We start from the raw sequence: 12,999 nt of genomic DNA on the forward strand, positions 1-12,999 counted from the left end.
CAACAAGTAAATCTGTGCATAATCTATAATTTTATTATACATTGACCTATGATTTTTAATGCGATCTGTTAACTGCTACCTCAATAGAATCCAAATTTCTTTCCGAATGCAAGTATCGTATGCTGGTTCGGCAGGAAATGATTGCATTTCTTTGGAGCGCGGCTGAAATATAAATCTACATAAATTGATAGATTAATTAATCACCTTAAAGCTTCCACAGTGGAATTTAGAAAAGCCGGGCGCGAATTCACTATCGAGCGCAGCAATTCTAAGACATCGTACATCGATGATGGTATTTACCTCTTATTAATTGGAATGATTTTCCAGTAGTCTTGTGAGAAGGCGCTCTATATACAGACTGTCCAGTTCTTTCCCGATAAAAACCATCGTATTCAACTTTTTATCCTCCTGTTTCCATTGGCTGCCATAACTCATTTCGATACGAGAACCTACAGCTTGAATAATGATTTTTTTGTCGCTATCTTTTTTAAATGCGATTCCTTTTACCCTATAGATTCTGTTTGTATATTTTCCGACAAGCTTGCTCAAACCAAGGAATAAATTGACGAAATTAAACTCTTCGGCAAAGGTGTAGATTCGTGTCGAAATATCATTGAGATGTGATTTTCCGAAACTCGATTGACCTAATATTGTCGTCTTATTGCGAGACAGGTTTTTGAGAAAAGAAAACGTTTCTATTTTCTTTGTGTACACTATATCTTCAATTATTTCAAAAGGAAATTCCATTGTTCCTTTCGAATATAAAGTTTTTGCAAGTGGATTTAGGTTCGCTAAATAATTGTATAGCGAATCTAGATAAGTTGGGTGTACATCGTTGGTTTTATTAATGATGATGGCGTCAGCCGCCATAATTTGTCTGAGTACTTCATCTCTTTCCTTGATCTGATCTTCGACAAGAGCGGCATCTACGAGACAAATAATTTTTTTTAAAGGGAAGTAGTTATGGAATATCGGGTGCGTCGTAAAGGGCTCTATAATTGCAGTCGGTATGGCTAAACCAGTACATTCGATAACCAACTCGTCAAAACTATCTTGTTTTTTATAAAGTAATTCAAGCGAACTATAGAGCTCGTCATTTAGCGTACAGCAGAGACAGCCTTCCTGAAGTGGAACAAGTTGTCCGTAATTTTCAGTCAGTAACATGCTGTCAACGTTGAGTTGGCCGATTTCATTTTCGATAATAGCAAAACGTTTGTTCGGATATGATTTCATTAGGGCGTTTAGATAAGTAGTCTTTCCGGCACCTAAAAAGCCTGTCAGTATCGTGACAGGGCGAGCATGACTTTTATTCATTTTTTATGATTAAATATGCGATCTATAATTATCAGAAGTACATGGAAAATTATTCCATATGGTATCTTATTTCAATAAATTAAAGAAGTCATTTCTTTGACTTTCCGATGCGAATATCCCACTATACTCCATGGTAGTTGTACTACTGGTCGTATCTTTAACTCCCCGTGCTGATACACAGAGATGATCTGCGTCAATGAGCACAATAATATCATCCGTTTCTAAGGTCGATTTAAGTTCATTAAAAATCTGTAACGTAAGCCGTTCCTGTACCTGTGGGCGGTGTGCGTAATAATCTACTACACGATTTATCTTTGATAATCCGATTACTTTTTTCTTTGCTACATAACCAATGTGCGCTCGCCCCACAATTGGCAGAAAATGATGCTCGCAGGCTGAATTTACACGTATATTTTTCTCAACCAATAGTTTGTTGTAACCATATCGATTTTCGAATGTGGAAAGTTGGGGCTTATTGGCTGGATTGAGGCCATAGAACAATTCATTGATATACATTTTAGCCACACGATAGGGGGTTCCACTGAGACTATCATCCTGGAGGTCAAGGCCTAGTTCATGCATGATATCCTGAAAAAGCTGCGCTATCTTTTTAATTTTCTCGCTGTCGGTTCGTGTAAATGCATCATGTCGCATAGGTGTATCAATCGAAGTCATGATATGAAGATCGCCTAGATTTTCGATAGGGGAGGAGATGTCTCTTTTTAATGATGTGTTCATAAATAATTGTTTTGTTAGTGTACGCTGATTAGATATACGAAGGCTCCTGCAATTAGGAGTTGTTAACTTATTTTTATAAATATAGTGAAAAAGTAGTAAATGCAATTTAGTTGCATGTAATGTTTTTTCACTATATTTGATTGTCACATCTTTAATAGGCTATGTTTAAGAAATTTACTCTTGTTTTTTTACTCATTTTTTTAGGTGGAGAGTGTTATTCAGTCTTGGCACAAACGGGGTTGGAATCTCAGCATCTAGCAGACCATAAGCCACTCATGAATGAAGTTTGGAAAACCTTTGATACCATGTTGTATAAAGTGAACAAGAAAAATGGGAAAACGATATACACGCCATTTTTTCCCAGTAAGCTTGCAAAAATGGATGGCATGAAGGTGGAACTTCAGGGGTATATGGTGCCGCTCAAGGCAGGTCTCCGACATAACAGATTCCTATTGTCCGTTTTACCTGTTTTACAATGCATGTTTTGTGGGCAAAATGGAATTCCACCGATGGTAGAGATTACGTTGGCTAACAACGATAAAATTTGGTTGAAGGAGAACCCTATTACTTTAAAAGGATATGTCAAGCTTAACGAAAAAGACAGGACTCGGGTTGAAATTTTTATACAAGATGCATCTATCGTAAAGTAGTAGATTGTTAACTACGCCAAATGGTCCAAAGTATGATCCCATAAACCACAACAACCAAAGCAAGCAACAAAAACAGTTCAAAGCTCGTTTCCGGGAAACCACTTGATTGTGATAGAAAGGCGGCTATTAATAAAATACCAATCAATCCGATACCGATACTTAGTATGAGTTTTCGAGGTTTATTAAATGAATTATTGATTTGGTCAGGTTCTGCTGTATCTGAAATATTGCTTTCCTCTTTCAGTACTGCTATATCCAGCTCAAGTTCCCTTGCTATAAGATTTAGGTTATAGGCCCTTGGAAGGACTTCAGCATTTTCAATACGCTGTACGGATCGCAGATTAAGCTTGACCAGATCAGCAAGTTGCTGTTGTGAGTAGCCTCGGTTTATACGTGCATTTTTGATCAGAAGTGCAATTTTTTCTTTACTTGATTTATTGGTCATCTTACGGCATTTTGCGACGTATTCAAATGTCGTAAAATTAAATGATTTAAGGCTATAGCTTTGTAGAAAAAAAGTATGATTGCTATTGTTATTGAATTGTTGGTTTCTTGGTTTTTACTAAAACACTTCTGTCACCAGGACCTTAAGGTATTGGGCTTTTATGCGAAAGGCAAACCGTTATTTTTAAGTTTGGTTGTACCAATGTTTTATTTGGTTATCCTCTATTTAGGAATAGCCTATTTGGTAGAAAATCCTTATAAGTTTAACCCAGAGTATACACTTGGAGATTTTTTTCGAAGTCTTTATTATGTATCAAAAGCAGTTATATTTGAAGAATTGATCTTTAGAGGAGCTCTATTGTATATACTAGTCAGTCGCTTTGGGAAGACAAAAGCTGCATTCATAACAGCCATAGCTTTTGGAGTTTATCACTGGTTTTCATATGGCATAATCGGACATGTGTTTGAAATGTCAAGAGTTTTTATGTCGACGGGTGTATTTGGTTATTTACTAGCACGTATATGTATAAAAACAGGTAAAATAATATTTCCAATTGCTTTGCATTTTGCTTATAATTTCACAACAATGGTCGTATTCTCAAAGGAAAAAAATATTGGATTGCAACTTTTGGTAAAAGCTCATGCCGTCGATCCGGTTAGACCTGAAGGAATATTTCCGCTGTTCATTGTCGTTATTTACTATGTAGGCTTTCCAGTATTGTGTTATATTTTCCTTAAATCGTTAAAAAACACGAATGGCTGGTCCTGATCTTTTAATTTTTCCATTACTTGCTTGTTGAGCAGATGCTATTAAAAATATATTTTCCGATGGATTGCCTACTATTGACTAATAATCGCTACACTATCTTTAGGAAAATGATTTTGCAACCATTGTTGTAATTTTTCGTGTTGCGCTAATGGAAGTGGGGTCTTGGTAGCGTATATAAATGCTACGATCCTGGCGACGCTATCGGCCTTTGCATAATGTTGTTGGACACCAATGCTATAGGAATTCAGTTCGGGGAATAATACAGCGATATCGCGATCAAGTTGCGGACTGGCCAACTGGTATTTCGCTAATTCATTGTTTAGGGCGCGTAACGTGAGATCCTTTTCACTTACAGCTGCTGTACGTCTGTCTATTTCGCTTAGAATACTCGATTTTAAATCTAAACTATCCTGATGAATGACAAGGTTAGTATTGGTAATACCAAATGATTCCATTACACGCTGTAAAGATTCTACCTCTTTGTCACTGAATTTTTTTGATAAAAAGGCAAGTTCAAGTTTCTTTGGATCACTATTCATCTCCAGCTTTTCATAGATAACGGTGTAACCTTTGTTGCTGAGTTCCTGTTGAACAAATTGGTTTACCTTGCTGGTGTATTTTTTTTCTTGCAGTAGATTGTATGCAAAATAGACACTTGGCAATACAAGAATAATCGTGATGATGGTAATACTTTGAGTAATTCTTTTTTCGCGTTTTTTATCGATATAATGAGTTTTGGGGTAACGCAAATATTTAACAATGATAAATGTAGCAATGCAGATAAAAACACAATTGATGATGTATAGAAATAAAGCACCCGCAAAATAACTGAGATTACCGATAGCTAATCCGTAGCCTGCAGTACAAAGTGGGGGCATCAAGGCTGTTGCTATGGCAACGCCAGGAATAGGATTACCTTTGTCTACCCTAGTAATAGCGATAACCCCTACTAAACCACCAAATAGTGCAATCATTACGTCATAGATATTGGGCGATGTACGCGCTAATAATTCGGATTGCGCTTCCTTGAAGGGGCTTAAAAGAAAATAAATAAAAGAAACAACTAAGCTTATTAAAGTTGCTATCAATAGATTTTTTAATGATTTTTTTAAGAGGGGGAAATCAAATGTCCCCAACGCAAATCCAGCTCCAACAATCGGGCCCATTAATGGAGATATAAGCATAGCACCGATAATTACCGCTGTAGAATTTACATTTAGCCCTACAGATGCAACCACAATTGCACATGCTAGAATCCATGCATTAGCACCGCGAAAAGAGATATTGCTCACAACATTTTCTAGAACAGTCTCCTTTCGGTCTTCTCCCTGATGTAGATCGAAAAATCTCAATATTTTATTCATTAGCTTATTAATATAGCGGCTCAGCAATTATTCAGCAATTATTAAGACGCTAAAATTATGCCGATTTTAGTCCTTTGTCGTAATTCTGCTATACAAAGTCTTTACGGACAAAAACACTCGTCAATAACGTGAAATCTATTTTTCATTTGGCTGAAATCCTGGGTGACCGGCAGATATCGTTGTCTGCTTTAGGTTGCTGATACTTTATTTTACCTCATATTTATCGGGTATTTAGCACATTTAAATTTTTTAAGTTAGGTTGATCTGGTGATCGGTAGATCGGCTTTTCAAAGGGGATTAGCATGCTATTTATGGATAATTGTGAAGAAGATTTTGTTGATTCCTTATAAAATATTATCTTTTAGTAATTTTAGAACTTAGAAACACGGAAGAGAAATGTCATTAATAGATTTATCAAAACGCGTGGCGTTGGGAATAGATATCGGTGGAACCAATACAAAATTTGGTGTGGTCAATCATCGGGGCGAAGTACTTGAAAAAGGAAGCATAAAAACAGATGCTTATCAAACGGTGGAAGAGTTTATTGATGCGTTGTACGAGAAAGCTTATCCCTTAATTGAAGCATTTGGTGGTGAACAAAGCTTTGATGGAATTGGTGTCGGCGCGCCTGATGCTAATTATTACACTGGGACAATAGACCACGCTCCCAATCTCCCTTGGAAAGGTGTGATTCGATTTAGCGATTTAATGACGGCCAAATTTAAGATTCCCTGCACCATTACCAATGATGCAAATGCCGCTGCTTATGGTGAAATGCTTTTTGGTGCGGCACGCGGCATGAAAGATTTTATTATGATTACCTTAGGCACGGGAGTAGGAAGCGGCATAGTGGCCGGAGGGAAGCTTATTTATGGACACGATGGCTTTGCTGGCGAATTGGGCCATACCATTGTCAAACCAGGAGGACGAAAACATTGGAGTACGGGTTCTGAAGGAAGTTTAGAGGCTTATGCATCTGCTACAGGGATCACCATTACAGCCAAGAAAATGCGGGCCGAATTTCCGGAATCGATGTTGAATCAATTCCCTGAGGACGCGATCAATTCGAAGACAGTTCATGAATGTGCGCTCAAAGGGGATGCGATAGCAATTGAGGTATTTAGGTATACTGGGCAGAAACTAGGTGAAGCATTAGCAAATTTTGTGATGTTTTCTTCTCCTGAAGCAATTCTACTTTTTGGAGGAGTAATTAAGGCCGGTGATTTTATCTTAAAACCCGCGAAACTCCATATGGAAAGAAACCTTTTTCCTTTGTTTAGAAACAAAGTTAAACTGGTCTTTAGTGAATTGGAAGAGGCTGATGCTGCTATTCTTGGTGCAAGCGCATTGGTCTGGGAAAAATAATATATTAATTTGTTCTCAAGGCAGAATTACCGCTTATCGGGACTGTTGTGTTTTGAGAACAACTTGGTTAAATCGCTAAAATACAACGGCACTTTCACAGAATATATATGATCTTGTTGTCGGGGATTTATGGAGAAATAACTGACCATTTAATTTATTATAGCGACTGTTATCTTTTTTTTAGAAGCTAAAGGCATAGTCTTTGCTAATAAGTTCCTTTAAACTTAACACTATTCCAAATGAAAAAGACCATTTTTCTCCTTCTGTTGCTGTGTACAGCTTTATTCTCAAAAGCAGATCAACTTCAGGCCTTGACACAAAAGCAAGCCGAAACGGCCGTTGCATACCTTAAAAAAGAACCCATCGTTATTTTATGGTGTAGCTGTTGTGATAATCAAATACCCAAAAAGATTACTGTTCAAGAAGTATATTTCAAGGCATATCCGGATGGAAAATATTATTCTGTGGTTGTAAAAGGACGGGATGAAAGTGGGGCCGAAGTAGAGGAATATGTAGACTTGGCTTATGTGTTCGTAAAAAAAGGTAAAAAAGCTAAAAGCTTAGGAAAAGTGTTGAAATATGAGTGTGACCCTTGTACAAAACCATTTGACTGGGCGGCTTAAATTCTTGACGCGGCATATTATCGCTAATCTATTCTGTTTGCTTCAAGAAATTATACCCTCAATGGTGATAACTTAGCATCAAAAAGTACTGGTCAAAAAAAATCCCAAGCTGAAAGCTTGGGATATTGATAAGTGCGGAAGAAGGGACTCGAACCCCCACGCCTTGCGGCGCCAGATCCTAAGTCTGGTGCGGCTACCAATTACGCCACTTCCGCATTAGGATTTCTTATGATGTCGCAAATATAAAAACCAAAGTGATATCTTGCAAATCGATAAGCGAGATTCCTCCTCCTAAATACGGATCATCCTGTTTATGAATGGAATATTTTTCAATAGGATCCTTGTTTCTTTAATCATGTGATCAGCAGACGGCTTGTTTATCCAATTTTTTGATGAAATGCTTGCTGTCCTAATCAAGTTTTGTTAAGGCCTTTGAATTTCGTAACAAAAATACATATTGAAAGAAGTCTGTTGTATGATTCGTTTCAGCAGGTATGATATTTTCGCCAAAAAGCCGTGATTTTACAGTTATTAAATCTTGAGAAGTAGCATAAGGTGAATGTGCTGCATTGAGTTTAAATAACGATATACTATTTGGTCGACTTAATTCTTTTAGATCCTGAATGCCTTTCACGAGCATAAGTGGGCCATCTGCATTTACCCAATCTACTTTTTCATCTGCAGGGGTTGGAAATTGAGGATTCTTTGGAAGATACATTTCACTAGCAACGGTATAACTAACAAAGCTAGATACTTTATAGCCGCTACTTTTCAAGCGTGTAGCAAAAGGATCATTGGTTGCATCCTTTCCTTTTTGTAAAACATGAAAAAAACCAAATAGTCCATATAGTTTTTGACCATCAATATGGTGATTTTTAATATAATTTTCCAAATTTAACAGCATAGCTGAATCCCTGGATACGTCAGATTTATCCGCTGTAAAGCTTTTGTCTATGCCAATAACAGTGATTTTTGCCGAATCGGCAAGGTGGCGGTTATAATCATAAATTTCGATCCATTTTTGATATAGCTCTAAACTAGACTGTTGCGGGATACGTTTGCGAATGGAGCGAACCACATCTTTCAGTAGGGCGTTATCTTTTAGCGGCTTGGATAAAAAGCTGTTTAGTTTGTTGGCATTTGTACTATCCATCTCAGCAATGTAATATTTAACACCAAGCTTTTTGTTCAAATAAAATAACAGCTCCTTGTCCAACTTTTGATTGTCTGCGTAGCCATGAATTTCCCCAAGTAAGAAAATATCCGAATTATAGAAACTATTATCGAATAGAGAATCTACAATACGATCCTTAATCTCCGTTTTATGAAGCTTGAGGTACGCTATATTTTCCGCGTTGGTATTTCCTATAAATATCCGATTGGAAATGAAAAAATAGAGGAATAATAGCCCAATAATAGCCAGTATAGAAAAAAATGTAATCTTAATAAATTTAAAAAACTTTTTCATAAATGAGGTTTTGGCAAAGGTATTATTTTTCAAGGAATGAACCAATAAGTATCCATGCATATAATTAAAATATATGTATTGGTGTTTTTAAAAATTGGGTCATTCTTTAATAGAATCGGGTCATTTTTCAATGACTATTTCCATAGGACGATTGTTGGCGCACAGTGAACCGCTGCGGGCTTATTTTAAAGTTTTTTGTACAATAACAGCGATTTTGTAGTTACCCCGTAGCGTTTGTGTCCCTTGTTCCTTGTTCGGGTAAGGGGCGATATCCTGTAATGAAATGGTATATCCGTTGGTGTTGGCAGTTCTTTGGTAACCTCTATCCTGTAGGTCTATTGTTGCGAGCTTTATTGTCGTGGGTTTAGTTGCTTTTTCTGCGATCTCAATTTCTGCTACTGCAACTCCAGACCAAATACAGTTGACGCCTTCAGGGCAACGGCTATCTTCTGAAATACCATTAAATTTGATCTTGATCGGATATTCTCGCAATGATTTTCTTTGTCCCTCAGCTAAGGATACACTTTCTCTCTCTGTTCTATTTCCAATATTTTCCTTTTGCGTTGCACAACCCGCTAGCGAACAGAATCCTAGCCCAATAATAAGCGTTTTATAATTCATCATCTTCACCGAAATAAAACTAGTATAAATGTTATCCAGTTATCTAGTCATTACTACCAAAATTAAGCCATATTTAAGAAAACGTGCTAATCTTTCGACTCTTAATAGCTCTAAGCTCCCACTTGAATCATTGCTATGGATTTTGAGCGATTATTGCTGTGATCCATTTTCATCATGATCTGGCTTTTCAGATTCTTCACAGCGCGAAAAAAATAGACTGGTAATTGACAGTTTTGATGGATCGAATTGTTCGTCTTTTAGAAGCAACAGATTCTGACGGATGTATTTATTTAAGTATCGATCGTCTTGCTCAGGATTGCCCGCAAAATAGGCCTCATTGTCTGATGCAAACTTACTTACATATCGATTGTTGACGGTATCCAAGACGTACTGTTCGAGGTCAGGATAAAATAGGGTATAATATGCGTTACTAAATATTGCTAGGGGGGCAATATAATTTGCCTGATCATAATCCTTCTTCATGGTCAATATTTCGTGCCAGTGTTCTTGATTTGAACCGTCTTGATTTTCTCTTAAAAAACCTCTTTCTCCACCGTAATTGGAGAGTCTGATGGCTAATTTATTCCCTTCAGCCAAATATAGGAAAGCGCTGAAATGTTGACGTGCACGTTGGGGTCTGTTATAAACAGCTATAAAATCATTGAATTTTTCTTCATTGCTATACTGAAAGACTTGATAAGTACTGTCATGTTCCATAAGCTGGTTTTGTACAATAAATTTAAGCGATTGAACCGGTTTGGATTCCTGATGAACAAAAGGGGGGCTGAAACAGTTTGCCTTGTCATTGAAAACCCGATGTGTACTGTCATTATCAAATTGTACATAGGTTTTACCTTCTTCAAAACCTGCCAAATTGATACAAGTACTGTCTGTGAAATTAGGCTTGTGACGCCCATATAGTTGAAATAAAGGGGCTTCATCTGGATAGAAAAGCAGGTAGTCTTTTTCAAAAACATAGGAGCCGAAAACAGATGTAGCATAACCATATAACAGAAATCTGCCATCTTCAAAAAGACAAATCCCGCTATTACCACCATACTGTCCACTGATGGTCTTTGCCTTATCTTTTCCGCTTGGAAAATAGTGCGTGACTTGCTGTGCTTTACTATTTGTTACCATAAGGATAAGACTAATTAAGCCTAGAATTTTTTTAATGAATGACGTGCTTTTACTTTCTTTCCGCATATCTTTTGTTATTTATCAAATTTAAACCATTGCAACACTGGTTCAATGGTGGTATTTACAATCCGTGCAGGCATTTTACGATTCGCCGAAACCAATAATGGGGCAAACTAACACATATTCATTCGCTTAGTAAATTAGTGGTTTTATCCGTCGTATTTTCAACTTACATTAACATTTTTTTCTACCTATTAGAACAAAATATACCCCTACTTAGACCGCTGGTTCGAATATCTTTGATTCTCGTCTGATGAACACTTCGCCTGCTTTGAATGTTCATGGAAATTTATGATGATTTTATTATAGCCAATAAGATAAATAGATGTCAACACTAACCCGTATAAATGCATATATGCATCTCAAAAAACATATTCGAATGAATGTAATTGCAGATCTTGATATGAGTATTTTCTATTTTAAGAAAAGACCTTTCATCGTGATGGATTTGTCAAATGAAAAGATATATTTCAATGATAGTGGATTAGAATGGTTGCGTTCAGAAAAACAAATAGTGCAGCCTGTTCAATGGACTCGGAGTAAGTATCTTCCCTCCAAAAATTGGGTGGGACTAGCTGTTAATAACCAAAGAGATGATTTGATTATCCAGTTAATTGATGAATTTTATCTGGCGACATGTGATATGCTATCGATAAATCCAATTTCTAAGGGAATTCGCCCGACAAAATAAAGCTTTAGACAGATTTTAATAGATTTAAATGTGATTCGTCCTCCCAGGCGGAATCAAATCATGAAAAACTAGCATTGAAAATTAGAAATACAAAAAAGAGTAAATTAGTACGATATGGTGGAAGCAAATCATGCATTGCGTATTGAAATATAAATAATAATGAGGATTAACGGAAAATAGGCTAACTTATATTAGGTATTTTAACCTGTTTTATAGGTACTTTAACTTGTTTTGTCTTTGCTGCTTTTTTTTTAAATTTTTAATTTTCATCTTTAGCGTATTATAAACGTAAAATTTGAGTCCATTACACAACCTTTCTGAAGAAACATTGATTCTTTTATTGAAAAAAAAGAATCAACAGGCTTTTAGTTATCTTTATGATCACTATGCCGATGCACTCTTTGGTGTGGTTTGTCGTATCGTGGTCTCAACGGAGCATGCGGAAGAAGTCATCCAAGATGTATTCGTCAAAATTTGGCGATATATCGATGTTTTCGATGCAGAAAAAGGCCGCCTTTATACCTGGATGATTAACATTGCCCGCAATACAGCCCTCGATCATCAAAAATCAAAAGCTATCGTAAACGAGCAGAAAAACCAACCGCTCTCAAATATCGTAAATAGGGAGGAAGAACAAGATCTAAGTCAGGGCGAACAACACACGAAAGCAGATTTTATTGGATTTAAAAATATTTTAGATAAATTGAAGCCGGAATGGCGAATCTTGATTGAGATGGCCTACTATGAAGGATATACACAACAAGAAATCGCTGAACAGCTTGATGTGCCGCTAGGAACAGTAAAAACACGTACCAGGGCAGCTTTTATACAATTACAACAATTACTAAAAGAGTACCGCTAGTTTTGGATATTAGAGCATACATATCGTCGGGGATTATTGAATCGTACGTTTTGGGACTTGCTTCTGAAGAGGAAGTGAGCATCTTGAATTGTATTCGAAAAAATAATAGCGAAGTGGAACAAGCCATCATCGAAGCAGAGATTGCACTCGAAGATTTGGCCGATAGCCAAGCGATAGAGATGCCTATGCAATTAAAACAGGATATATGGAATAAACTCATTGCAGAAAATCTAGTACCAAACGAAGATCATAAAATTGATGAAACACTAGTACCTTCTTCTACGGACCATAACGACGTAATTGTTATGGATGCCGAAAAGAAAACGCTTGTTGCTCGATCATACAAGTGGACTATTGCTGCAAGCCTATTGTTAGCCGTTAGTATTGGTGCTAATATCTTCCTATATCAACGTAAACAAGATACAGCGAATAAGCTAAATCAGACGACGTCCTTACTTGATGCTGAGCAGGCAAAACTTGCTACCCTACAGGATAAATGGGCTCTCGTTCAAAATCCAGCAATAAAAACAATCCCTCTGAAGGGGGTAGAAACTAAACCCGATTACCTTGCTTTGGTATTCTGGGATCAGGTATCAAAGACCGTTTATCTGAGTATTGAGCACATGCCTGTTGCACCCAAAGGTAAGCAATATCAACTGTGGGCAATGGTCGATGGTAAACCTGTTAATGCCGGTGTTTTTCCACTTGACTTAAAAGGAGATACAGCAAGTAAGATGCTGGATATTCCAAAGGCCCAGGCTTTTGCTATTACCCTCGAAGATGAAGGCGGCAAAGATGTACCGACACTCACTGCATTATGTGTAATGGGGAGTATATAAAAAACAATGCCCTGATGGGATAAACCGATCAGGACATGCTAAAAACAGGTA

The 12,999-nt window shown here is 37.0% G+C and carries 14 protein-coding genes and 1 tRNA gene; 7 read left to right on the forward strand and 8 right to left on the reverse strand.

Going from position 1 to position 12,999, the window contains the following annotated elements; all coding sequences use genetic code 11:
* Positions 1–306 precede the first annotated feature (306 nt).
* Complete coding sequence (locus AAW12_RS25680; RefSeq protein WP_084823230.1) at positions 307–1,314, reverse strand: CobW family GTP-binding protein; 1,008 nt, start codon at positions 1,312–1,314, stop codon at positions 307–309.
* Positions 1,315–1,380: 66 nt separating this feature from the next.
* On the reverse strand, positions 1,381–2,052 hold the full coding sequence (folE, locus tag AAW12_RS18280) for a GTP cyclohydrolase I FolE (RefSeq protein WP_046675096.1): 672 nt from the start codon (positions 2,050–2,052) through the stop codon (positions 1,381–1,383).
* Positions 2,053–2,213: 161 nt separating this feature from the next.
* Between folE and AAW12_RS18285 the strand changes: the two genes are divergently transcribed.
* Positions 2,214–2,702, forward strand: coding sequence for a hypothetical protein (locus AAW12_RS18285; protein WP_046675097.1), 489 nt, complete (start codon positions 2,214–2,216; stop codon positions 2,700–2,702).
* A gap of 7 nt (positions 2,703–2,709) precedes the next feature.
* Here the strand turns inward: AAW12_RS18285 and AAW12_RS25685 are convergent, their stop codons facing one another.
* Entirely contained in the window at positions 2,710–3,147 is a 438-nt protein-coding gene (locus AAW12_RS25685) for a multiprotein-bridging factor 1 family protein (RefSeq protein WP_053003801.1), read from the reverse strand.
* A gap of 75 nt (positions 3,148–3,222) precedes the next feature.
* Here AAW12_RS25685 and AAW12_RS18295 point away from each other — a divergent pair, with 75 nt between their 5' ends.
* Positions 3,223–3,915, forward strand: a complete 693-nt coding sequence (locus tag AAW12_RS18295) for a CPBP family intramembrane glutamic endopeptidase (RefSeq protein WP_053003802.1) — start codon at positions 3,223–3,225, stop codon at positions 3,913–3,915.
* Between the two features lie 71 nt (positions 3,916–3,986).
* Here the strand turns inward: AAW12_RS18295 and AAW12_RS18300 are convergent, their stop codons facing one another.
* Positions 3,987–5,279 (reverse strand): TIGR00341 family protein, encoded by a 1,293-nt coding sequence (locus AAW12_RS18300; protein ID WP_046675098.1) that lies wholly within the window; start codon positions 5,277–5,279, stop codon positions 3,987–3,989.
* Positions 5,280–5,675: 396 nt separating this feature from the next.
* Here AAW12_RS18300 and AAW12_RS18305 point away from each other — a divergent pair, with 396 nt between their 5' ends.
* Together AAW12_RS18305 and AAW12_RS18310 are read left to right on the forward strand one after the other, a co-directional pair.
* Positions 5,676–6,644, forward strand: coding sequence for an ROK family protein (locus tag AAW12_RS18305; protein WP_046675099.1), 969 nt, complete (start codon positions 5,676–5,678; stop codon positions 6,642–6,644).
* Between the two features lie 239 nt (positions 6,645–6,883).
* Positions 6,884–7,267 (forward strand): hypothetical protein, encoded by a 384-nt coding sequence (locus tag AAW12_RS18310; protein WP_046675100.1) that lies wholly within the window; start codon positions 6,884–6,886, stop codon positions 7,265–7,267.
* Between the two features lie 133 nt (positions 7,268–7,400).
* Here AAW12_RS18310 and AAW12_RS18315 read toward each other — a convergent pair.
* The 4 genes from AAW12_RS18315 to AAW12_RS18330 form a co-directional block, all read right to left on the reverse strand.
* Positions 7,401–7,482: transfer RNA gene (locus AAW12_RS18315), tRNA-Leu, on the reverse strand.
* A 194-nt stretch (positions 7,483–7,676) separates the two neighbouring features.
* A complete protein-coding gene (locus AAW12_RS18320; protein WP_046675509.1) occupies positions 7,677–8,735 on the reverse strand; it encodes a hypothetical protein in 1,059 nt (352 codons plus the stop codon).
* Between the two features lie 180 nt (positions 8,736–8,915).
* Positions 8,916–9,359 carry a hypothetical protein gene (locus AAW12_RS18325; protein ID WP_084823231.1) on the reverse strand — a complete coding sequence of 148 codons (444 nt, stop codon included), beginning with the start codon at positions 9,357–9,359 and terminating at the stop codon, positions 8,916–8,918.
* Positions 9,360–9,506: 147 nt separating this feature from the next.
* Positions 9,507–10,496 (reverse strand): preprotein translocase subunit SecD, encoded by a 990-nt coding sequence (locus AAW12_RS18330; protein WP_156167693.1) that lies wholly within the window; start codon positions 10,494–10,496, stop codon positions 9,507–9,509.
* A 439-nt stretch (positions 10,497–10,935) separates the two neighbouring features.
* Here AAW12_RS18330 and AAW12_RS18335 point away from each other — a divergent pair, with 439 nt between their 5' ends.
* The 3 genes from AAW12_RS18335 to AAW12_RS18345 all read left to right on the forward strand — a co-directional run bounded on the left by AAW12_RS18335 (position 10,936) and on the right by AAW12_RS18345 (position 12,948).
* Positions 10,936–11,247, forward strand: coding sequence for a hypothetical protein (locus AAW12_RS18335; protein ID WP_156167694.1), 312 nt, complete (start codon positions 10,936–10,938; stop codon positions 11,245–11,247).
* A gap of 295 nt (positions 11,248–11,542) precedes the next feature.
* On the forward strand, positions 11,543–12,109 hold the full coding sequence (locus AAW12_RS18340) for an RNA polymerase sigma factor (protein WP_046675102.1): 567 nt from the start codon (positions 11,543–11,545) through the stop codon (positions 12,107–12,109).
* 2 nt (positions 12,110–12,111) lie between these two features.
* Entirely contained in the window at positions 12,112–12,948 is an 837-nt protein-coding gene (locus AAW12_RS18345; RefSeq protein ID WP_046675103.1) for an anti-sigma factor domain-containing protein, read from the forward strand.
* The last annotated feature ends 51 nt before the right edge of the window (positions 12,949–12,999 follow it).

The organism is Sphingobacterium sp. Ag1, from assembly GCF_000988325.1.
Lineage (GTDB): Bacteria > Bacteroidota > Bacteroidia > Sphingobacteriales > Sphingobacteriaceae > Sphingobacterium.